This is a genomic window from Paenibacillus sp. yr247, assembly GCF_900103825.1.
Lineage (GTDB): Bacteria > Bacillota > Bacilli > Paenibacillales > NBRC-103111 > Paenibacillus_E.
Genome location: NZ_FNIF01000002.1, coordinates 321,618 through 342,365, shown reverse-complemented (window position 1 = coordinate 342,365; position 20,748 = coordinate 321,618). Strand labels below are relative to the sequence as shown.

The window sequence follows — 20,748 nt, the reverse complement described above, 5'->3', positions numbered from 1 at the left end:
TTCTGGGTCTATCATTTAATGACATTAATGAAATCAACCTAATGAGGATATGAACTATGACATTTACAGGATCGAAGCGGCTTAGTCAGCTAGGATCGGCAATTTTTTCGGAAGTAGCGGATTGGAAGAGAGAGGTTATGAACCAAGGGGTAGACGTCATAGATTTAGGTATAGGAAGTCCTGATCTACCTCCGTCTAATCGAATTATTGAAGCTATTACCAAGGCTGTTCGTAACCCCGCACATTACGGTTATCCAACCTCTGAAGGAAGCTTAGCCTTTCGAGAAACGGTTGCCAGATGGTACCGTTATCGATTCGGTGTGGATCTCAATCCGGAAAATGAAATTTTAACTCTAATGGGATCGCAAGATGGTCTTGCTCACTTTGCGCTTTCACTCTGCGACCCTGGGGATCTAGCCATTGTTCCAGATCCAGGCTACCCCATATATTCGGCAAGTCTCGTGCTGGCAGGAGTGGAGCCCTACTTGCTCCCGCTGCGTTCAGAACACAATTATTTACCCCAACTAGAGGACATTCCAGTAGATGTTGCGGCTAAGGCGAAATTCATCCTGCTTAACTATCCGAGCAATCCGCTGTCTGCTGTTGCAGATCGTGCTTTCTTTGAGCATTTGATTGCCTATGCCAAGAAGCAAGACTTGCTTGTCATACACGATCTTGCCTACTCTGAAATGGCTTTTGACGGTTATCAGCCTATGAGCATTTTGGAGATAGAAGGCGCTAAGGAGGTTGCAGTCGAGTTCCATTCACTGTCCAAAAGCTTTAATATGGCAGGGTGTCGAATTGCTTTCCTAACCGGAAATGCAGATGCGGTGAAAGCTCTTAAGACGCTCAAATCTAATATCGATTACGGTGTATTCGGAGCCATTCAGGCCGCTGGGATTGCAGCATTAGAGGAAGATATGGAACACAAGCATTCTGTTGCCGGCGTTTATGAAAAAAGACGTAATGTGTTTATTTCGGCATTACAGGATGCGGGGTGGATCATTCCGCCACCCAAAGCAACCATGTTCATCTGGGCTCCCATTCCAAAAGGGTGGACATCTCGACAAATTTCCCGGGAAATGCTTTATCGTGCAGGTGTTGTCGTCATTCCTGGAGACGCTTTCGGGGCTGAGGGAGAAGGCTTTGTACGCATTGCTTTGGTGCAGGATGAGGCCAGATTAATTGAAGCGGCAGGGCGAATAAGAGATTGGCTTCGAACCATAGAATGAAAGTTCGAGTTTTTGGTAAAAATAGGAGAATGAGAGACATATTGAATTGCGTAAAATTTAAACCTTATTATTTGAAAGGGGTAAGCATATGGATGTCATTTCCTCATTATCTGAGCTTTTAGCTGAACAGAAGCCTTCATCGTTCGTAGAAATTCCAGGAATTTTGGGGCAGACGTTTGGTCAAGCGACAATTGCAGCTACGCTGCCAATGAGCAAACTATTTTCTATCTATGAAGTTGATTTAGAAGTACAACGTGCGATTATTCCGCGTAATCTCTCTAAGCTAATCGATTATGTAAATTTGTATTTAGAGGATCGCCAACCTATCTATTTCCCGGGAATCATTTTCTCGGCAAGAGGCGCAGGCCATTATGACCATGATCAACAAGCGCTTCGTCTGCAGCCTATTGAGAAATTGTACGTTGTGGATGGTCAGCATCGTTTGGCCGCTTTCCAACGCATTATGGAAACTCTACAAAGTCAGATGGCTCGTGCAAAAGATCGCCGTGAATACGACAAAATGGAAGAGATCACGGAAAAACTGCGTCGATTGTACGCATTCCCTATTTCAACCATGACCTACTTGGATATTAATGCCCGTCAAGAGCGCCAGCTTTTCTCAGACATTAATAAGCTTCCGCGTAAGCTTGGCGGCAACCTAGCTGTACTTCGTGACCAGCGGAGATTTTATCACGTTGCTGCGACGGAGCTTGCTTCCAAAGCACCTGCGATGCAAAAGCTGACCGTCGATATGTTCTCTGAACGCGGTAAGTCACCGGAGTATTTGTTCTCCTACCACTTGCTGATTGAAATTTTAATTGCTTTGTTTGAAGGCAGAATGAAATCAGCAGCACGTAACAATGGTTATCAATATGAGGATAAAGAGCTGCAAGATCTTGTAGCGTTGGCCGGTACCTACTTTAATGGTTTGTTGAATTACTTGCCTGAACCAGCCAAAGGTGAAGCCGTTTGGTCTGAAAATATCCAAATTGCGTTAGCTTTGTTTATTCACGAAGAAGCTACAAAACCAGGTAAATTCAATCGCTATGCGCTTGAACACGCTTTGAAAATTCTTCCTCATGTGAACTGGAATGGCATCTATGCCGGGGACGAAAAGGATCGTTTGCCTAGACGGACTCGCATTATGAAAGCATACAATCATATCAAAAACTTTTATCAAGATCAAAATGCATTTCTGATCAGCGATAAGGAGGACGTGAGCTAATGGAAGGATTACGCCTTAAGATGACCATTCATCCTTTTTGCGATAAGTTCGGACTTTCAACCGTCGCCTTACGCGTTCAAGATCTGCTGAATTATACAATGATTGACCCTATGGTTCAGCGTAAGCTGAGCAACATGCAAAGACGTAAAATTTCTACCTATCTGCAAGAACGTGAGCTCGATCATGTCTTCTTCGGACCTGTTACGCTGTCACTGCGTGAAGTGAATCAACTGTCTAAGGGCGAGAAGGAATTCCTTTTGAAGCATGGCTCTAAGCTGTCTATTTTGGACGGACAGCATCGCATCCTAGCGCTAGGCTATGTAAATGAGCAGATGCAAAAGGAAGTAAGACGCTTCGAGAAAAAGTTAGTGCTGCTTAAAATTAAGCAGCGGAAATTTCCGCAAGATGATGAAATTAAGCAAGAGGTAGATGAAACAGAAGGTACGATTAATCAACTCGAGGGAAGACGACTAGATTTGATGGAAACACAGCTTGCTGTGCAAATCTATATTGGCTTAACAGAGGAAGAAGAACAGCAGTTGTTTGGCGATATTAACTCGAAAGTCCAGCTGGTGAGCAAAGAGCTTGGCCATTCCTTCGACTCTATTGACCCGCTTAATTTAGTCATCCAACAAGTTGTCGATCACAATGTGTATCTCAAAGCAGTTGGTGTTGAGCGTCGCAGTAATTTGACGTCCTTTAACCGAAATTTTACGTGTTTCAGTTGGCTGTATGCGACAGCAACGATGCTTTTTTCAGGCAGAATGCAGCCATCCTATGAGCTTCAGCGTAAAATTCGCCACGATCCATCGACATACGTTGAAATTTTGCACCAATTCTTTAACACCATATTGCCTATGATGCCGGAACAGCCGGGTCTGGCGCAATATACGTCGGCGAATCGTGTTATCCAAGAAAGCATTGCACTATATGCAAACCGTTTCTTATTCCCGAATGGGCAATATAACGAAGAATGGACGGATTCCCTGCAAATTCTCGACGGCTTTGATTGGTCGCATGACAATGAGGAATTGATCTATGTATTTGGATCATTGGATAACGGCAAGATCAATCTAATTCATGAAAAATCGCTGAAAAAACATGTGAAGCTTGTGCAATTTTTCTTGGAAGGCACAGATTCGGACAGTACTTCAGAAGAAGTATCAACAGCATAAATACGGGTTAGCAAAACAAAACCTTTCTCCCTCAATCTACGATTGTGTGGTAGAAGGTTTTTTTCTTTTGTAAAGATGTTCATCCATACTAACAAAAAGCAGAGAGTTTCCAGCGATGGCGTCGATTAAATAAGGCTTTTTTTCTTGTAGCATGTCGAACAACTCATTAATTGAGTATGGAAAGAAGAGAGGATTCCCGGGCCATTAATCGATGTGGAATGATAATGTGATTATGGTGAATCGTTTCTCCTTTAACAGCTTTAATTAATGTTTGCGAGGCTGTATATCCGAGTTGATAGATACCGATATCGATGGAGCTGATCGGTGGAGAAGAGAGCTCTGACATGGAAATATTGTTGAAACCAACCAAGCTGAGATCGTTTGGCACTTTATAACCAAGTTCGGTTAACCCGCGAAGAACACCGAAAGCAACGATATCGTCGATGACGACAAGAGCAGTTGGACGTTCCGGCAGATTCATAAAAAACGACATCGCTCGATATCCGCTCTCTTGAAGAAACTCGCCTTCGACAATCCATTCGGATTGTATTTCCAGCCCTGCTTCTCGCATAGCTTGTACATATCCTTCCATCCGATCCTTTGAAACAATAAGGTTCGGAGGTCCGCTTACGAAACCCACGCGTTTATGACCTTGGGCAATCAGATGCCGTGTCGCATCATAGGCAGCCAGGACGTTATTATTATCGACAGAAAGCACATCTGGAAAGTCTTCGCTTCGTCCAACAAGGACGAACGGAAATTTCATTTCCTGTAAGAACGAGATAACAGGATCTGATTTACGGGAATATAACAAAATAACGCCGTCAACTCTGCGTCCTTTGACAAGTCTAGTCACGGCTTCAACTTCTTCGCTCTCCGATGTGCCTGTGGTCATCATCAGATCATATCCGCTGCGAGTGGATTGTGTAACGACGCCGCGAATGATTTCCGAGAAAAATAGATTCAAGAAGAGTTCTTCCGCGGATCGAGGCAGGAGAATCCCTATCGTTTGTGTTGTTTTGGACACAAGGCTTTTAGCCATCACATTAGGATGATAGCCCATTTCTAACATAATGTCCTTCACCTTACGAATGGTCGCTGAACTTATACGCGGATGTCCAGATATAACGCGGGATACAGTGGACGGTGAAACTCCTGCTTTTTTGGCTACGTCGATAATCGTAACGGACATTGTCGGAACCTCCAGTGCAAACGATTGAGCACACTGATTTAGAAGCACTCTTTTCTATGTTAGTCATTTCAATAGTAAAAGTAAATATAGCATTGCCGCGCTGGAAAGAACAGACGATTGATCTAGAGGAAAATAAAGAAAACAGCGACAGTGATTTTAAACTAGTGTACGATGAACATATGTATGTGAAAACCCCCTTTCGTCAAACTCTGTCCAGAGTGAGACGGAAGGGGGTTTTAGGTAAGGAACAGCTACCTCGATCGAGAGCCAGCAAAAGTTTACAAGAGCTGAGCAACTGCAGATAGTACATCTATTTTATCGATATTCGTTGATTTTGAGGCTTTTGCTGCATTTATTGCAGGCAAATAAGCCAATGAAGAGGAAATGGCGAGAAAGCGGCTTGATTACCTGCACTTTTTACATGATTTGCTCCAAAAAGGGTCCTCACGGTGCCAATTTGCTGCCCTTTTTGCATGTTTTTCTGTGTGGCGGCAGTTAAGGTGGTGACATCAAACATTTGGTTCCATGTCTATCAATGACAAAAGATTAGGCGATTCATATGGTCGGCGAAGCTAGAATCGGAGGGCTAAGAAACCGCCGCATATCCAGGGAATTGGATATGCCAGCCGTGCCTACTCCGCGCGCAGCACGGCGAAGCCGTACGGCGGAAGCTTCACCTGAAGCTTCCCGCCGACCGGCGACGCCGTGGCTTCGCCGCCGAGCGCATCGCGCCAGCTGCGCTCGCTGTGCAGCTTGACGCTCAGCTGCGCCGAGCGTCGGCTTGCGTTAACGAAAATGAGCAGATGCTCATTCTCGTTAACGCGCTCTAGCACAAGCCGCGCATCGCCCGGCTTGGCATACAGGAAGCGCAAGGCGCCAGTGCGCAGCGCTTCATATCTTTTCCGCAGGGTGATGAGCCCGCGGTAGAATTCGAACAGGTCGCGGTCCTGCAAGGACGCGTCCCACTCCATACAGAGGCGGCAATCGGGATCCACGCCGCCGCTCATGCCCACCTCATCGCCGTAATAAATACACGGCGTCCCGGGGAAAGTGAACTGAAGCAGCGCAGCCAGCTTCATGCGGCGTTTGTCCTCGCCACACTGATTCAGCAGGCGAGGAGTATCGTGGCTGTCGAGCAAATTAAACGCAGACTCGTTCGCTTGCTGCGGATAGCTTGCCAGCAGCGATCCCACGGCATGCGCGAAGCCGGCACCGTCGAGTTTGCCCGTAGTCACGAAGTCGAGCACCGCGTTCGTGAACGGGTAGTTCATAACCGCGTCGAATTGATCGCCTTGCAGCCACATCATCGAATCATGCCAGATTTCACCGAGAATATAAGCCTCGGGGTTTATGCACTTCACCTTATCGTGGAACAAGCGCCAGAAGCGGTGATCAACCTCGTTGGCAACATCCAGACGCCAGCCGTCAATTCCGATATCTTTAATCCAGAATTCTGCGACCTCCAGCAAGTAGGCCTTGACCTCGGCATTCTCTGTGTTCAGCTTTGGCATGATTGGTTCAAATGCGAACGTTTCATAAGTCGGAATGCCATCCTGTGTACGGAGTGTCCAATCTTTCACATGGAACCAATCCGAGTAGGGAGAAGCGGCCCCCTTTTCCATGACATCGACGAATGGAGGAAATGTTTCCCCGCAATGATTGAACACGGCATCAAGCAGGACGCGGATTCCCCGTTTGTGGCATTCATCCACTAACTGCTTTAATATTTCATTCGTTCCGAACTGGGAATCAACCTTTAGATAATCCCGAGTGTCATATTTATGATTCGTTGTCGCTTCAAAAAGCGGTGTGAAATAAATCGCAGTAATCCCAAGCTGAGTGAGATGATCGAGATGCTGAATCACACCCAGTAAATCTCCGCCAAAAAAATTGGTTGTCGTGGGTTTTCCACCCCATGGTTCCACATTCGCAGGATCGATAGAAGGATCGCCATTTGCAAATCGTTCAGGAAAAATTTGATAGAAAACAGCATCCTTCACCCAAGCCGGAGGCGTGAGAATATCGGCTGGGTTCAAAAATGGATACTCAAACATCCCGGCAGAATCGCTAGGCTCCTTTTTGTGAAAACCTTGCTCGGTGAGCCAAAGCTGCTCCTTGCCGGATTGCAGCTTAAAGCCATAGCGCAAACGGCGGAATGGCGGCTGTATCGCTACTTCCCAATAATCAAATAACGCATCACGGGTTAAAATGGTCATTTTTACATATTCGGAGGTGCGTTCCCAGGCATATTTGTCTCCCGCATAAGCGAAAACCTTTTTTACATCCCCTCGTTTCGTACGTATTCTTAAATGAACCGTTTTGCCATCGTAGGCATAGGCCCAATTCATTTTCGGGCGGTGATAGACTGCCTCGATAACCATGGACATGCTTCCAGTCCCCTCTCTGTCGTTCAATAGCGAACACAAAAAACAGGTACATGCCTTCGGTCGTAAATGCGATTCCGAGGTTGTACCTGTCAGGCATTGCCTTTAATTTACCTTCATTATAAGAAAACATACCCAGTTAGTAAACAATTTCTTCATATAAATTGTTCAAGCCACATCTAGAACTGCTGACTATCTGACCCCATCTTTGACTATACTGCATAATGTTAGCCACTTAACTAGCAGGAGGGCATTTGAACCATGTTGGCCGTTCATCAACGTATGGCGGAGTTATGGACATTACGCAGAGCGCGAGAGTTGACACGAGCAGAGCAGGATGAGTTAATGCTGTGTATGGAAGCTAACGCGACATATGTATGGAATCGATTAAAGTTGGAAAATTTATCGCTTTGCGCATCGTTAACAGGGGACTATGATTGGTTGCATGAAATATGCGAGCGCATCGAAAAGCTTGAACCCAAGCACTGACCTATCGGTCAGTGCTTTTTTCCTTTTCTGCAAGGGAGTGGACGAGTATAATAGTAATAGTTTAACTCTAAGGAGATGTCACATGGTAAGCTGGTTCAAGCAACTGGGGGGCGCACCCCATAAATTCTTTCTTGTGGGTCTACTGCTATTGACAGCGCTATTATTAAGACTGTATCTAGCGCCCATTTGGGTTGGCTATGATATCGACGTACGAACGTTCCTCGCCTGGGCAGACCGCGCATATTCGGTAGGCTTAACCGGTATGTATACGAACGCCAAAGAATACTTTCTCGACTATCCGCCCGGGTATATGTATGTCCTGTATCTCATTGGTTTGCTGCATCACAAGCTTTCGATTCCTTGGGAAAGTGCGGAGTCACTTTTACTTCTTAAGCTTCCTGCCATTTTGGCCGACATCATAACGGTTTACCTTTTGTATCGTCTAGCGGTTAGTGCGAGAGGCGGAGCAAGTACATGGATGCAAGCGGTTGCGATTGCTGCACTGTTTGCATTTAATCCTGCGATCTGGTCGAACTCTGCTATATGGGGACAGATTGATTCGTTTTTTATGTTGTTTATTCTTGCAACTTTGTTACTACAACAGCGGGGGAAGCTACCTCAGGCCTCGGTTTTTATAGCGCTAGCCCTTCTTCTTAAACCACAGGCTCTTCTTTTCGGCATTTTTCTGCTCATTGATGTTATAAGAAAGCGCAACATGATGGTTTGGTTACTAAGTGTTCTAAGCGGAGTCGCTACGATCGCGGTGGTTTCGCTGCCTTTTGCCGTTGGCAGAGGATATGGTTGGTTGATAGTGCTATACTCGGGAACTTTAGCCTCTTACCCCTATGCCTCGCTGAACGCGTTCAATCTGATGGCACTTTTGGGCGGCAATTTTATCGATATGAAAAGTAGTGTTCTGCACATCTCTTACCAATGGATGGGATGGGTGCTTTTGCCCCTAACCATCGTTTATGTATGCTATTTATATATTCGCAGCAGAGGTCAGCGTGGCGCCTTACTATATGTAGCATTCTTATTTATAACGGCTGTTTTTATGTGTATGACCAAAATGCATGAGCGCTATTTGCATTATGGATTATTACTGGTTCTTACTAGTTTCATTTATATAAAGGATCGCCGCATTCTTGGCCTCTTTTTTGGTTTTAGCTTGACTCATTTTATCAATATTGCCGATGTGCTCATGCGCAGTTTTCATCAGGACTATCATATTCCGCGATACGATCCTTTGATGCTAGTTGTTTCGGCCATCAATGTTATAATGTTTGCCTATGCATGTATATTGGGATGGAGGCTTTTCGTGGAATCACAACAAGAAAAGAAAGTGGAGAATCCAGTTCCACATAGAGCAAAGCAAAAAAATCACAAAGCATCCGAACGATGGAATGCGATTTTTAAACCGAGCGAGGACATGATAGAAAGAAGCGCGAGGGGTCGTTTTTTCTCGAAAAAGGATGTGCTTTATCTCGGTGTTTTGGTGGTGATCTACACCATAATTGCTTTATTTCATCTAGGTGGCCATAAGGCTCCTACTACGTTCTGGAAGCCAACAAACGCAGGAGAAACGGTCATTGCCGACCTAGGCGGTCCGCATAACATTACGAGAATTAACAGCTTTGCAGGTGTGGGTGAAGGGTCTTATTCCTTCTGGTTTTCACTCGACGGCAAGCAGTGGCAGGATCAAATAGCTGTGAAATCCGACCACACCAAGGTGTTCACATGGAACACGGTAGAACCTATGAAAGACGCGCGTTACGTTAAAATAGTCATTGATGCGCAGGAAGGAGCGGCGCTTCATCTTCATGAAATTGGCATTTTCGGGGATGGCAGCACAGCTATCTTGCCGATTACGGGGGTCACAGAGCAAAATGTAAACCCTGCTGATGAAGGTAAAACAGCTAATTTATTCGATGAATCCAGCGTAGTACCGTACACGCCTACGTTTATGAACGGGTCTTACTTTGATGAGATCTACCATGCAAGAACCGCCTATGAGCATATTCACCAAATAGAGCCCTATGAAAGCACGCATCCGCCTCTTGGTAAAATACTAATGGCCATCGGCATTTATGTGTTTGGATTAAATCCTTTTGGCTGGAGAATTATCGGAACACTGTTCGGTGTCGGCATGATTCCAATCATGTATGTGTTCGCAAAGCGAATGTTTGGCCGTTCGGAGTATGCTTTTATTGCTGCTTTTCTGCTTACCTTTGATTTCATGCACTTTGCGCAGACGCGAATAGCGACAATAGATGTCTACGGTGTATTTTTTATTATGCTTATGTTCTATTTCATATATCGTTACACAACGCTTAGTTTTTACAGGGAAAAGCTTTGGGCCACATTGATCCCTTTAGGACTGTCAGGTCTTTTCTTCGGGATTGGAGCTGCTTCCAAGTGGATCGTTATCTATGGGGGTGCTGGACTTGCGGTACTGCTGCTTTTATCTCTCTTGGAGCGATTCAGCGAATATAGATTCGCACGCCATGTGCTGCGCGAGGCGGATAGTCAGGAAAGCTCATCAGTCCAGATCTTTGAAGGAACTAATCATATATATATCGATGAGCCTGTGTCTAAACAGCTCTCTGCTACTCCGGCAGAAGCTGAAGCTGTTCAGCTTTCACTGACAGAAACGGAGAGAACCAGGCTACAGCTTGTGCAAAAGCTATTCGTAAGAAATACTTTGCTCACTTTACTGTGGTGCGTACTCATGTTTGTAATCGTACCCTTAGGCGTCTATATGTTATCCTATATCCCATTCATGATGGTTCCCGGACCGGGACACAGTCTGAAAGATGTTGTCACCTATCAGGTTCATATGTACAAATATCACAAAGATCTAGTAGCCACGCATCCCTTCTCATCCCCATGGTGGGAGTGGCCGATGATGCTCCGTCCGATATGGTACTATCAAGCTAAGCTTATGCCGCAAGGTACGCTTTCGAGCATCATCTCTTTCGGCAATCCGCTTGTTTGGTGGCCGGGGTTCATCGCAGTCCTATTCTCGTTCTATTTGGTATTTAAACGTAAGGATAAGAAGCTGCGGATGCTGCTGATCGCTTATTGCTCTCAGTATTTACCGTGGATCTTAGTGCCAAGGCTCACCTTTATTTATCACTATTTTGCGATGGTGCCATTCCTCGTACTGATCTTAACTTATTACATCAAAGAGTATTTGGAAGAGGGTCCGCTTCATAAGAAAAGATGGGTTTACGGATATTTATTCGCCGTCTTTGCTCTCTTTGCCATTTTCTATCCGATTCTTTCAGGGATGATCATTCCATCTCGATATTCCTTCTTCCTACGGTGGCTGCCGGGTTGGAATTTCTTTTAATTACTATGAATTAAAAGAAGTCGACCGAACAGCAGGAGACTCCCGCAATGTATAGAACAAAGGAAGCGGAGTCTTTTTTTCATCCTAACCCAAATGGAGAGTGAACCACATGGCTAAAGTTGTTATTATCTCAGGAAGTCCAACACCCACATCACGATTACATGGCGTTATCGAAGTAGCTAAGAGTGCACTATTGCAAGCGGGCTTGGAGGTAGAGTGGATTAAGGTTCGCGATATTCCGGCAGAGGACTTGTTATATGCCAAGTTTGACAGCGAAGCCATTGTGAAAGCGAACGCGCATGTTGCTGGGGCTGATGCGGTATTCGTGGCAACTCCGGTGTATAAAGCCTCTTATACAGGAGTGTTGAAAGCATTCCTCGACCTGCTCCCGCAAAAAGGACTCGAGCGCAAAATTGTGCTTCCACTTGCCGTAGGAGGTACGATTTCGCACTTACTCGCTATTGATTACGCGCTCAAGCCTGTGTTATCTGCATTAGGTGCGCAAAACATTTTGCAAGGGGTCTACGTGCTTGATAAGCAAGTGACGTGGGGAGACCAAGGACAAGCGATCCTGGATGAAGAGATTTCAACGCGTCTGCAAGAATCTATAACGGAATTTATTCAAGAAATTAAGTGGCATACGAGCCGCTAAATAGGAATAGAAGATGGAGAACCGCTGCTGGTACCTTTTACTAGTGGCGGTTTTTTGTGTGCTGACCAGCCGCTCCCATGCTATACTACTCATAGAACTTATACGTTATGATACATAGAATGGGAGCGATTATTTTGTCCGAAACAACTTCTGAATCTGTGCTGATTGTCGATGGCATGGCTTTATTATTTCGTGGTTACTATGCCACCTCTTCTGGCGGTTACATTATGAGAACAAGTACCGGCATGCCGGTGAATGGGGTTTATGGCTTTCTCAAATATCTGCTCGATGCAATTGGAACTTTTAAGCCTACGCATGTAATATGCTGCTGGGATATGGGAAGTAAAACATTTCGTACGGAGAAATTTGATGCCTACAAAGCGAATCGGGGGCCTGCTCCAGAAGAGTTGATTCCTCAGTTTGACTTAGTGAAAGAAGTGACGGCTAGCTTCAACATTCCTAATGTGGGTGTCATCGGTTACGAAGCGGATGATTGCATCGGTACACTTGCGCGTACATATAGTCCATCTACTAAGGTCCAGATTCTCACAGGTGATCATGATATGCTTCAGCTAGTGGGTGAGAATACAGAAGTTATTATTATGAAAAAAGGTCAATCCAACTATATGGTCTATACGCTGGACACTTTGATGGAAGAGAAAAGTCTGACGCCTGCACAGATTATCGATCTGAAGGGATTAACAGGAGATACAGCGGATAATTACCCAGGCGTAAAAGGAATTGGCGAGAAAACTGCGACCAAATTGCTAATTGAATACCAGGACATCGCCGGGATTTTGGAAAATTTAGCGGCACTGCCGAAAGGGGTTCGCGCTAAAATTGAAGCTGAGATCGATATGCTGCATTTATCCCGTGATTTGGCTACGATTCGTTTGGATGCACCTGTCGCTTGTGCGCTTGAGGAATGCGGATGGTCGATGGAGCGTGAGAAGGTCATCAGCAAGTTCGAGGAATTGGAATTCAAAGGTTTGATGAGATTAATTGGTTAAACAAATAGGAAAGGGACAGGGCGCGAATTTATGAGCCCTGTCCCTTTTCATTTTCTCGTGGAGGCGTAAATTTTGCCGCCGCAGACTGTCGATAGCGAAGAGGCGTCGTTTTGGTAATTTGACGAAAGACACGCCCGAACTGTACCAACGAGCCGAAGCCTACCTGTTCAGCGATCAAAATAACTTTCAATCTGGAATGGGTCAGCAGACTTTGTGCTTCTTGAACACGAACGAGATTCACATATTCAACGAGTGAAAATCCGGTGATTTCTTTGAACATTCGGCTTAGATAAGCCGGACTAATTTCGAATTTCTCTGCTAACTCTTCTAAACGCAAGGGCTCAGCAAAATGGGTATTGATAAATCGCACGATAATGGATATTTTCCGATGGAGAGGAGAGACGTGTTCGGGAGATGTGACGGGATGCATTCGGACGTAGCGTGCAGTGAATAGCAGCAGCTCGATCAAATATTGCCGTAGGGCGAAGAATTGACCAAGCAGGGGTTCCTTCGCCTCATGCATCAACTTGCCAAGAATGTCCTCCACCAATCGCCGAGTAGGCAGATCCAGCCGTAGAACGGGTGTAGCATGAGTGAAGGCATCGAGAAGGAAGGGCGCATCCTCTTTCATGCTCTCCAAGAAGCTGTCGCTGAAGTTAATGACGATCTGAGCATGCCCTAATTTGTCTGAATCGGAAGTGGCATGAAGATCACGTCGATTAATGAGTACCAAATCTCCTGGAAGAATGAGATACGAGCGATCACGAATGAAATACATGCGTTCACCTTCGTACAAATAATAGAGCTCATACATGTCATGCATGTGCTGAGTCCTCTCGAATGGGCCGGAACGATGAATATGTTGAATATAGAAAGGGCCTTCATCTTCATTGCCGAAGGTGACAGAAAGCGGCATAGTTAGGACTCCTTTTGTTCTAAATAATGTAAATGAAGTATAGCATGATTTCAGTAAAAAATATGAATAGTTTTAACTGAAAATAGGAATAGATGAAGAGAAAACTCTCCTTACTTGCGATATGATACATCTATATGATATCAGTAAACGCTTGCAAATAAGGGAGGATTCACACAATGAAACAGCTTATCGAAGCCATCAAATCAGGAAATTTATCTACGTTCTCTTCACCTGCTGTTAAAGTGTATGCGTCATCTTTCACACAAGTAGGAAGCATATCCCTTCTTTTGGTTCGAACGGAAGCAGGGAAGAAGCTAATCGCTGTAGGTGAAGGCGATCTTTACAACCAATTAAATGGGGAAGTCGTTGACGGTGGCAAAGTGGCTCCTCTATCACACGAAAATCGTCTGACACTTAACCAATTTCTTCCTTATACGGCACCGCAGGCATTCGGTACGCAAGTAGCTACAATGGGTCTTGGTGATCGACTTGGGATTGCAGGCCCTGGACATATTCAAACAATTCGCGGCAAAGACATCCGTCCTGTATTAGCACAGCAGAGCATTCGTGAGCTCGCGCTTACAGGCCGTACTTATGAGGACGTGTTGGATGCTGCTGCTTATGCAGTCTTCCAAGAAGGCTATAAAGATGGATATGGCGCAGACGGCGACCATTTGAAGAAAGAAGAAGACATCAAGTACGCGCTGCGTCTTGGTTTTACGATGTTGACACTCGATTGCTCAGAGAATATCAACAATACGATCGAATCGTTGTCCGAAGCAGAAATCGCTGCCCAATATGAACAGCTGCCAGCTCGTTTACGGAATCATTATGAAAATCGTTACCTAGAGACAGCAGCTAATGTTCCTGGAGCAACGCTATACTATACACGTCAAGCTCTACAGAAAGATGTCCTAATCTACGACGCAGCAATTAATTTCATGGAAGCTATTTTCCGTAAGTATATCGCGACGTTAGATCGTGCTGTCGATTTTGAAATCTCCATAGATGAAACGGCTACGCCAACTTCACCTGAAGCGCACTACTTGGTGGCTAACGAGCTTCACGACCGTGGGGTTTCGATCTTCAGTATGGCGCCGCGTTTCTGCGGGGAATTCCAGAAGGGAATTGACTATATCGGCGATATCACTCAATTTGAACTTGAATTAGCCAGCCATGCGGCGATTGCTGTTCATTTTGAATACAAGCTGAGCATTCATTCCGGCAGTGACAAATTCAGCGTATTCCCGCTCATTGGGCAATATACGAACGGCCTTTTCCATATCAAAACGGCTGGTACGAACTGGCTCGAAGCAGTACGTGTCGTAGCGAAGGTTAATCCTTCTCTGTACCGTCGCATGCATCAATATGCGCTTGAGCATTTTGCCGAAGCAACCGCTTACTATCATGTTACGACAGACATTGGGGCCATCGTTCCCCTTGCAGAATCGACGGATGCTGGGTTGCCGGATTATATGGACGAAAATAATGCCCGCCAGCTGCTGCACATCACGTATGGTTTGCTCCTACAAGCGAAGAATGCCGATGGCAGTAAACAATTCGCGGACGAATTTTTCCAAACGCTGGAAGAACAAGAAGACACCTTCGCAGAAGGTCTCCGCTATCATATTGGCAGACATTTAGAATTGCTTGGTAAATAAATAATAGAGCCGACCTCCAGATTAAGGAGGTCGGCTTTTTGTTAGGCAGCTAATAAGAGATGTATCCATGGTTTTCATTTAGACGCGTTTTCTTCATTCGTAGGTTCGTTCTGATAATCGTCTTCACCCGGATAGTCTCGCTTAATACCTTCATGCAGCTCCCGATTCTCGTAAGAGAATGGATTAGGCGGGCGCTGATCCTCCCGCCATGGTGAACTCTTTCCTAATGATTCTGTATTTAGGCTTGTGCCATAAGGACCCTCTGGAAATTCCTCCGGAATTAAGTCATTGCGCTGGGACTCGACCGTCTCCAAATCGGTGTACGCGTCTCGGTCTTCAGGAATAAAGCCTTTTTTGTGTATATTCTCGTTATTCGGGGATTCACTACTCATGGAAAGAGCCTCCTCATCTGGTTGTTAATGCTTTTTCCAGTGTCCCCTGCGACTTGATTAAATATCCGTAAAATGAATGGAACCGATGATTTGAGACAAGAAATCATTAAGTTCTTGTGCTTGTTCCTCATTTATTTTAAAAACATATTCCAGATATCCTTCTTCTGCCAGATCATCTGGACCGATAACAGCGCTGCGTCCTGATTGCAAATCAATAACAAGCTTTTTACCGAAATAACGGGTAGTTGTCATAATGGCCAGGTCAAAGCGGTGCAGTGCATGGCCTACGAAACAAACGAAACGCGTTGTTGTTTCTTCCTGATGGTCGTATAAAAAATCATAATCAGACATGAGGGCCCTCCATTCTCTTTCTAGTATGTAGTTCATTATAACCGAAATAGGCTCGTCAACAAAATATCTTGCGTCTATCTGACAAACATGGTATGATTTGGATATTAGAAAAAGGAAGCACCTTTTCGGCTAACAAGCTGAATGGGTGCTTTTTCGTTTTTCTGAAACTATTTTCGGTTACCGTCTGGAGGAGATGGCATGAACATTGTATTTCTAAACACATTGGAGAAAGAAGCGGGGGATCATCGCGTTACATCGGCTCAAGTGTCGATTGGTGAAGAACAAGGCATCTGGAACGTCTTTTGGAGTGAGCCGGATAGTGTTGGCAAACTACAGCAGATTCAATGGTACCAAGGCCTGAGCTGGGACGAGATGTTGAGTGCGTTCCGTCAGGGGCTGCGGGACAAGGTTCGCTCTGGTTTCCGTCCGTTAGTTAGTACGGATTTGGAATCAGCGCAAGGATTATCAGGCAAAGCAAGAATGACACAGATGCTTACTTACTACTGCGAAGAAAACCCAAGTGAGGAAGTGTTTGAAACGCTCCGTGCTTGGAGGCGTGAACAAGCTGCCCGTGAAGGGAAAGCGCCATATATTCTCGCGACGAACCGTGTACTGCGGATGATCTCTGTGTTTCTGCCCCGGAGTAAGGAAGAACTGCAGCAAATTCCTGGCTTTGGCGAGCAGAAGACGACGATGTACGCGGCTGATGTGCTGGGTCTCACCGCTGAGTGTACACGGACGAACAGCTTTCCGTTAGATTGGGTCGCAAAAAGTGTCGACACCGCCAAGTTTGAGGCATGGCTCCTTGCCCAGAAGGAACAGAAGCTGCGCATGGAGCTTGACCGTGAGGTCAGCAAGCGAAAGCTTCTTGAGATTGTTGCAGGCGGAGGCAGCTTGGCGGACCTTCAGGCTGTTCTAACGATGCCGCGCAGGGAACTGCTGCTGTGGGTGGAAGATTTGGATAGAGATGGATACGATATGGATCCGATCGTGGAAGCGGAGCTTACGTCAGTCACGGAGGAAGAACAAATTAAAGCGTGGAACGCCTTCGAATCCGAAGGCGACCGCTACCTGAAGCCGGTGCTGCAGCGCATTATCGGCACGGAGGAGCTCAAAGGCAAAGAGCTTGACCGCGCCTATGAATGGCTGCGCTTGCTCCGTTTGCGTTTCCGCAGAGAGAAGGAGAGTCTAGCTTCTCGAGCAGCAAGCTAGTGTTGACAGGGATTAGGATTATGTGATTAAATGATCAATAATCTAAATATCAATCAAAGCGATGACGAACATGGGCAATGCCCGAAGTAGGAGAAATGCCGCTGCTGCAGAGAGTCGGTGTGGGGTGCAAACCGAAGCAAGCATGGCTCCGAATTACAGTTCTGAGTTGGTTAAGGGAACATGTTCATTAGAGCATCAGTAGCTTAAACCCGGCATTCAATTGTCGTTAAATATCTAAGTGAAAGAGAATTTTGCGAATGAACCCGCGAACCCTTCTCTTTAATTAGGGTGGTACCGCGAGACAATCTTCTCGTCCCTTTGTGGACGATGAGGTTGTCTTTTTTGTTTTTATCACGATGAGGAGGGATTGTATGATGACGTTGAATCAGTTAACTGACGGTCAGCGGCAAGAAGTGGAACGCCAACTGCATATCATAAGGCGTGGTGCTGCCGAAATCGTGCCTGAGGAAGCACTCAAGCAGAAAATTATCCAGGCTGTTGCCACAGGAAATCCGCTAAAAGTGAAGCTAGGCTTAGATCCATCCGCGCCAGATATTCACATTGGTCACACCGTTGTTTTGCAAAAGCTGCGTCAATTTCAGGATTTGGGACATGAGGTTCAGCTCATTATTGGAGATTTCACTGGGCGTATCGGTGATCCAACCGGAAAGAAGGAAACACGTAAGCAGCTGTCAGAAGAGGAGGTTCAGCATAATGCGCAAACGTATAAGACGCAATTGTCCAAAATATTAGATCTCACCAAGACCACCTTTTACTACAATTCAACATGGCTTGGCGCATTGAAATTCGATGATGTTCTGAAGCTAGCAGGTAAAGTAACGGTTGCGCGCATGCTGGAACGGGACGATTTTGCTAAAAGATACGCAGCGAATCTACCCATTCATGTTCATGAATTTTTCTACCCTTTGATGCAAGGCTACGATTCAGTATCTCTCGAAACTGACATCGAGCTAGGTGGAACCGATCAGACCTTCAACATTTTGATGGGACGAACGCTCCAAGGAGCTTATGAGATGAAAGAGGGACAAGTGGCCATTCTCATGCCGCTGCTCGAAGGGCTGGATGGCGTTCAGAAAATGAGTAAAAGCTTACGGAATTACATCGGTATCGATGAGCATCCGAATGATATTTTCGGTAAAACGATGTCGATTTCGGATTCGCTCATGTCCAAATACTACGAGTTAACAACAACCATTTCAAATGAATCACTTCATAAGCTTAAACAAGGGCTAGAAGCTGGCACGGTGCATCCAAGGGATGCGAAGATGAAACTGGCTAAGGAATATGTGCGAATGTATCACGGGGTGCATGCGGCCAATGAGGCTGAGCAGCATTTCACTGCCGTGTTTCAGAAGAGGGCTCTGCCGGATGACATCGAAGAAACTCACCTCAGCATCGGCCGGTTGGAAGAAGGATGCATCTCCATCATTAAGCTGCTTGTTTCTCTAGAGCTGCAAGTTTCCAATGGTGAAGCAAGACGAAGTGTGGAACAAGGTGCAGTGAAAATTAATGAGAAGAAGATTACGGATATCCGTGAACAGATTGCCCTGCAGGATGGTGATATCATTCAGGTGGGAAAACGGAAATTCGTTAAAATCAAACTGAGCTAAATGTGGGAAAAGGAAAAAGGGCTCCTTGAAAGCAGCTCACTGCTTCAAAAAGCCCCCACCCTTTTCAAATGATGAATTGGAGACCTATAGCCACTCTTTCTTACGAAATAACACGTACATCGCGATGCCTAAAGCACCCATGAACGCCAATACAATTTCATCCCCATGAGGCACGCGAAGCCCGAGGATATTATCGAAATTCATCCCGAACACACCGGTAATGAACGTTAAAGGCATGAATATGGTTGTTAATGCGGTAAAAACGCGCATAATATCATTGGCTCGGTTTGCTAGGCTAGACTGATAGGCTTCTCGTAAGTTGCCCATGAGATCTCGCAGCGTATCGAACGTATCCACAATTTTTACGGCATTCTCATAAATGTCACCAAAATATTTTTGCAGTTGATGGTCAATTAGTCTCAGTTCCTTTTTACCAAGAGTACCAATCACATCACGTTGAGGAACAAGTACTTTTTTAAGCCAAAGAATCTCTGAACGAAGCCCGATGATCTCATTCAAATGCGATTTCTTGGTCGCCATCAGAATGTCTTCTTCCAACTTTTCAATCTTGGCCTCGATACGGTCACCGACCGCTACATAATTATCGACGACAAGATCGACTAGATGGTAAAGAAAGCGATCGGCGCTGTTAACTTCCTCTTCCCAAAGAAATGGTTTGAGAGCCCGAAGCTCATTAATTTTTTGCTTAGTAACCGTAATAATGACATGTTTGCTAAGAAATAAATTTAGTGCACGAAGAAAAATCTCTTCATCGTCGAATCGAATACTATTAATAACGATGAAATAATGTGAATCGTAGATTTCAATCTTAGGACGCTGTTCTTCTTCACTTAAACAATCCTCCACGGCCAAATCATGGAGATGGAACAAAGGCTGAAGAAGTTCTAAATCCTCTATCCCTGCATCAATCCAATAAAAGCCTTTTTCTGGAGGTGTAAGTGCGACGGACACGTCATCAACAACCGTAAATATGCCATTCTGAACCAACCGTGTTTTCATCTGATCCACCCCTTTGAATGGAATCAGTCGGTTACGTTCATCGATTGAGCGAGGCTCCGGATGAAGGAATAACCGACTGCATTCCTACACTATGAAATTGTTTGCTATTTTTGCAGGTGCTACTCCTCGGTTCTCCGTCCAAACGTATGCCCCCCTTTTTCGTCCGTGTCAAATTATACTTGTCTAGTATAACCCTTCATATACCCTGTTTCAAGCCAAAAAGTTTGACGAAACACGGGTAATCGCTGTTTAGATACAATATGGGGAAAAGGCTTGGTCGGTGTAAAAAAAATAACCGCCATGAAATTACATGGCGGCATTTAAGATCTTACTTTTAATTTCTTTGTAAATGTCAATTAATTCAGGATCACCGCGCTGCAGCAGTTCTTCTTCACTTTTTGCACCATAGATTCGGCATAAAAGAGCGGCAGCATCCTCGGCTTGTTGCTTTGTTGGTTTTGAGGTTTCAATCAGGGCGAAGTAGCGGTTTAATGAAGCAAAAGCGGAGAAGCTATCCGACGTTTGGGGTGACATAATTGACCTCTTTTCCGTTTATTCAATTTGTGGTTCGTACTAGATACATTTCGTATCAATTTTATCATAAGGAGACAAACCATTGCAATTTCTTTGTTTCGAGGTCTTTTATCAAACCGTAAACGTCTTGACTTTAGTGGAATTTATAGTATGATGATTTTAATCGCATACGTTTCATTTTCTTATCAAGAGTAGGTGGAGGGACTAGCCCTATGACACCCGGCAACCGACAAACCTTTGCAAGTCAAAGGGATGCACGGTGCTAATTCTTGCGGAAACGCTTATCATAGCGAATCTGGGAGATAAGAGAAGGACATTGA

18 protein-coding genes, 1 riboswitch and 1 other annotated feature are annotated in these 20,748 nt (G+C 45.2%); of the genes, 11 read left to right on the top strand and 7 right to left on the bottom strand.

All coding sequences use genetic code 11. The features are described from left to right. The first annotated feature begins 56 nt into the window (after positions 1-56). The 3 genes from BLT91_RS06245 (at position 57) to BLT91_RS06235 (ending at position 3,632) form a co-directional block, all read left to right on the top strand. Complete coding sequence (locus BLT91_RS06245) at positions 57-1,232, top strand: aminotransferase class I/II-fold pyridoxal phosphate-dependent enzyme (protein WP_090818211.1); 1,176 nt, start codon at positions 57-59, stop codon at positions 1,230-1,232. 88 nt (positions 1,233-1,320) lie between these two features. Then, positions 1,321-2,457 (top strand): DNA sulfur modification protein DndB, encoded by a 1,137-nt coding sequence (locus tag BLT91_RS06240; protein ID WP_090818208.1) that lies wholly within the window; start codon positions 1,321-1,323, stop codon positions 2,455-2,457. Continuing rightward, positions 2,457-3,632, top strand: a complete 1,176-nt coding sequence (locus BLT91_RS06235; protein WP_090818205.1) for a DNA sulfur modification protein DndB — start codon at positions 2,457-2,459, stop codon at positions 3,630-3,632. The genes BLT91_RS06240 and BLT91_RS06235 overlap by 1 nt, the downstream gene beginning before the upstream one ends. Positions 3,633-3,798: 166 nt before the next feature. Here the strand turns inward: BLT91_RS06235 and BLT91_RS06230 are convergent, their stop codons facing one another. After that, the gene (locus tag BLT91_RS06230; RefSeq protein ID WP_090818201.1) at positions 3,799-4,824 is read right to left on the bottom strand and encodes a LacI family DNA-binding transcriptional regulator; all 1,026 of its coding nucleotides are present in this window, start codon (positions 4,822-4,824) and stop codon (positions 3,799-3,801) included. A gap of 14 nt (positions 4,825-4,838) precedes the next feature. Here BLT91_RS06230 and BLT91_RS32270 point away from each other — a divergent pair, with 14 nt between their 5' ends. Beyond that, entirely contained in the window at positions 4,839-5,129 is a 291-nt protein-coding gene (locus BLT91_RS32270) for a hypothetical protein (RefSeq protein WP_217635183.1), read from the top strand. Between the two features lie 327 nt (positions 5,130-5,456). Here the strand turns inward: BLT91_RS32270 and BLT91_RS06220 are convergent, their stop codons facing one another. After that, positions 5,457-7,205 (bottom strand): alpha-glycosidase, encoded by a 1,749-nt coding sequence (locus BLT91_RS06220; RefSeq protein WP_090819771.1) that lies wholly within the window; start codon positions 7,203-7,205, stop codon positions 5,457-5,459. 264 nt (positions 7,206-7,469) lie between these two features. Between BLT91_RS06220 and BLT91_RS06215 the strand changes: the two genes are divergently transcribed. The 4 genes from BLT91_RS06215 to BLT91_RS06200 all read left to right on the top strand — a co-directional run bounded on the left by BLT91_RS06215 (position 7,470) and on the right by BLT91_RS06200 (position 12,711). Continuing rightward, positions 7,470-7,697, top strand: coding sequence for a DUF7667 family protein (locus BLT91_RS06215; RefSeq protein ID WP_090818195.1), 228 nt, complete (start codon positions 7,470-7,472; stop codon positions 7,695-7,697). Positions 7,698-7,779: 82 nt separating this feature from the next. Beyond that, the gene (locus BLT91_RS06210; RefSeq protein WP_175532117.1) at positions 7,780-11,049 is read left to right on the top strand and encodes a glycosyltransferase family 39 protein; all 3,270 of its coding nucleotides are present in this window, start codon (positions 7,780-7,782) and stop codon (positions 11,047-11,049) included. Positions 11,050-11,158: 109 nt separating this feature from the next. Continuing rightward, a complete protein-coding gene (ssuE, locus tag BLT91_RS06205; protein WP_090818189.1) occupies positions 11,159-11,701 on the top strand; it encodes an NADPH-dependent FMN reductase in 543 nt (180 codons plus the stop codon). A 119-nt stretch (positions 11,702-11,820) separates the two neighbouring features. Continuing rightward, complete coding sequence (locus BLT91_RS06200) at positions 11,821-12,711, top strand: 5'-3' exonuclease (RefSeq protein WP_090818186.1); 891 nt, start codon at positions 11,821-11,823, stop codon at positions 12,709-12,711. A 28-nt stretch (positions 12,712-12,739) separates the two neighbouring features. Here BLT91_RS06200 and BLT91_RS06195 read toward each other — a convergent pair whose 3' ends face one another. Then, on the bottom strand, positions 12,740-13,627 hold the full coding sequence (locus BLT91_RS06195) for an AraC family transcriptional regulator (protein ID WP_090818183.1): 888 nt from the start codon (positions 13,625-13,627) through the stop codon (positions 12,740-12,742). Between the two features lie 176 nt (positions 13,628-13,803). On the opposite strand from BLT91_RS06195, the gene BLT91_RS06190 reads away from it, so the two are divergent. Beyond that, a complete protein-coding gene (locus BLT91_RS06190; RefSeq protein WP_090818180.1) occupies positions 13,804-15,288 on the top strand; it encodes a tagaturonate epimerase family protein in 1,485 nt (494 codons plus the stop codon). Between the two features lie 74 nt (positions 15,289-15,362). Here the strand turns inward: BLT91_RS06190 and BLT91_RS06185 are convergent, their stop codons facing one another. Together BLT91_RS06185 and BLT91_RS06180 are read right to left on the bottom strand one after the other, a co-directional pair. Further along, positions 15,363-15,680 (bottom strand): hypothetical protein, encoded by a 318-nt coding sequence (locus BLT91_RS06185; RefSeq protein ID WP_175532116.1) that lies wholly within the window; start codon positions 15,678-15,680, stop codon positions 15,363-15,365. Positions 15,681-15,737: 57 nt separating this feature from the next. Beyond that, positions 15,738-16,031 carry a DUF3055 domain-containing protein gene (locus BLT91_RS06180; RefSeq protein ID WP_090818177.1) on the bottom strand — a complete coding sequence of 98 codons (294 nt, stop codon included), beginning with the start codon at positions 16,029-16,031 and terminating at the stop codon, positions 15,738-15,740. 198 nt (positions 16,032-16,229) lie between these two features. On the opposite strand from BLT91_RS06180, the gene BLT91_RS06175 reads away from it, so the two are divergent. Together BLT91_RS06175 and tyrS are read left to right on the top strand one after the other, a co-directional pair. Next, positions 16,230-17,243, top strand: a complete 1,014-nt coding sequence (locus BLT91_RS06175) for an HRDC domain-containing protein (protein WP_090818174.1) — start codon at positions 16,230-16,232, stop codon at positions 17,241-17,243. Between the two features lie 64 nt (positions 17,244-17,307). Beyond that, positions 17,308-17,564: a binding site (T-box leader), on the top strand. A 53-nt stretch (positions 17,565-17,617) separates the two neighbouring features. After that, positions 17,618-18,874, top strand: coding sequence for a tyrosine--tRNA ligase (gene tyrS, locus BLT91_RS06170; RefSeq protein WP_090819765.1), 1,257 nt, complete (start codon positions 17,618-17,620; stop codon positions 18,872-18,874). An 84-nt stretch (positions 18,875-18,958) separates the two neighbouring features. Here the strand turns inward: tyrS and corA are convergent, their stop codons facing one another. Next, a complete protein-coding gene (gene corA, locus BLT91_RS06165) occupies positions 18,959-19,894 on the bottom strand; it encodes a magnesium/cobalt transporter CorA (protein ID WP_090818171.1) in 936 nt (311 codons plus the stop codon). Between the two features lie 306 nt (positions 19,895-20,200). After that, positions 20,201-20,428, bottom strand: a complete 228-nt coding sequence (locus BLT91_RS06160; RefSeq protein WP_090818168.1) for a hypothetical protein — start codon at positions 20,426-20,428, stop codon at positions 20,201-20,203. A 179-nt stretch (positions 20,429-20,607) separates the two neighbouring features. Beyond that, positions 20,608-20,737, top strand: a riboswitch (SAM riboswitch). Positions 20,738-20,748 lie beyond the last annotated feature (11 nt).

Coding starts and splice junctions, on each gene's coding strand:
- BLT91_RS06175 (WP_090818174.1), top strand. CDS start 16,230: ATGAACATTGTATTTCTAAACACATTGGAGAAAGAAGCGGGGGATCAT.
- BLT91_RS06180 (WP_090818177.1), bottom strand. CDS start 16,031: ATGTCTGATTATGATTTTTTATACGACCATCAGGAAGAAACAACAACG.
- BLT91_RS06185 (WP_175532116.1), bottom strand. CDS start 15,680: ATGAGTAGTGAATCCCCGAATAACGAGAATATACACAAAAAAGGCTTT.
- BLT91_RS06215 (WP_090818195.1), top strand. CDS start 7,470: ATGTTGGCCGTTCATCAACGTATGGCGGAGTTATGGACATTACGCAGA.
- ssuE (WP_090818189.1), top strand. CDS start 11,159: ATGGCTAAAGTTGTTATTATCTCAGGAAGTCCAACACCCACATCACGA.
- corA (WP_090818171.1), bottom strand. CDS start 19,894: ATGAAAACACGGTTGGTTCAGAATGGCATATTTACGGTTGTTGATGAC.
- BLT91_RS06160 (WP_090818168.1), bottom strand. CDS start 20,428: ATGTCACCCCAAACGTCGGATAGCTTCTCCGCTTTTGCTTCATTAAAC.
- BLT91_RS06240 (WP_090818208.1), top strand. CDS start 1,321: ATGGATGTCATTTCCTCATTATCTGAGCTTTTAGCTGAACAGAAGCCT.
- BLT91_RS06230 (WP_090818201.1), bottom strand. CDS start 4,824: ATGTCCGTTACGATTATCGACGTAGCCAAAAAAGCAGGAGTTTCACCG.
- BLT91_RS06245 (WP_090818211.1), top strand. CDS start 57: ATGACATTTACAGGATCGAAGCGGCTTAGTCAGCTAGGATCGGCAATT.
- BLT91_RS06220 (WP_090819771.1), bottom strand. CDS start 7,205: ATGGTTATCGAGGCAGTCTATCACCGCCCGAAAATGAATTGGGCCTAT.
- BLT91_RS06190 (WP_090818180.1), top strand. CDS start 13,804: ATGAAACAGCTTATCGAAGCCATCAAATCAGGAAATTTATCTACGTTC.
- BLT91_RS06195 (WP_090818183.1), bottom strand. CDS start 13,627: ATGCCGCTTTCTGTCACCTTCGGCAATGAAGATGAAGGCCCTTTCTAT.
- BLT91_RS06210 (WP_175532117.1), top strand. CDS start 7,780: ATGGTAAGCTGGTTCAAGCAACTGGGGGGCGCACCCCATAAATTCTTT.
- BLT91_RS06200 (WP_090818186.1), top strand. CDS start 11,821: ATGGGAGCGATTATTTTGTCCGAAACAACTTCTGAATCTGTGCTGATT.
- tyrS (WP_090819765.1), top strand. CDS start 17,618: ATGACGTTGAATCAGTTAACTGACGGTCAGCGGCAAGAAGTGGAACGC.
- BLT91_RS06235 (WP_090818205.1), top strand. CDS start 2,457: ATGGAAGGATTACGCCTTAAGATGACCATTCATCCTTTTTGCGATAAG.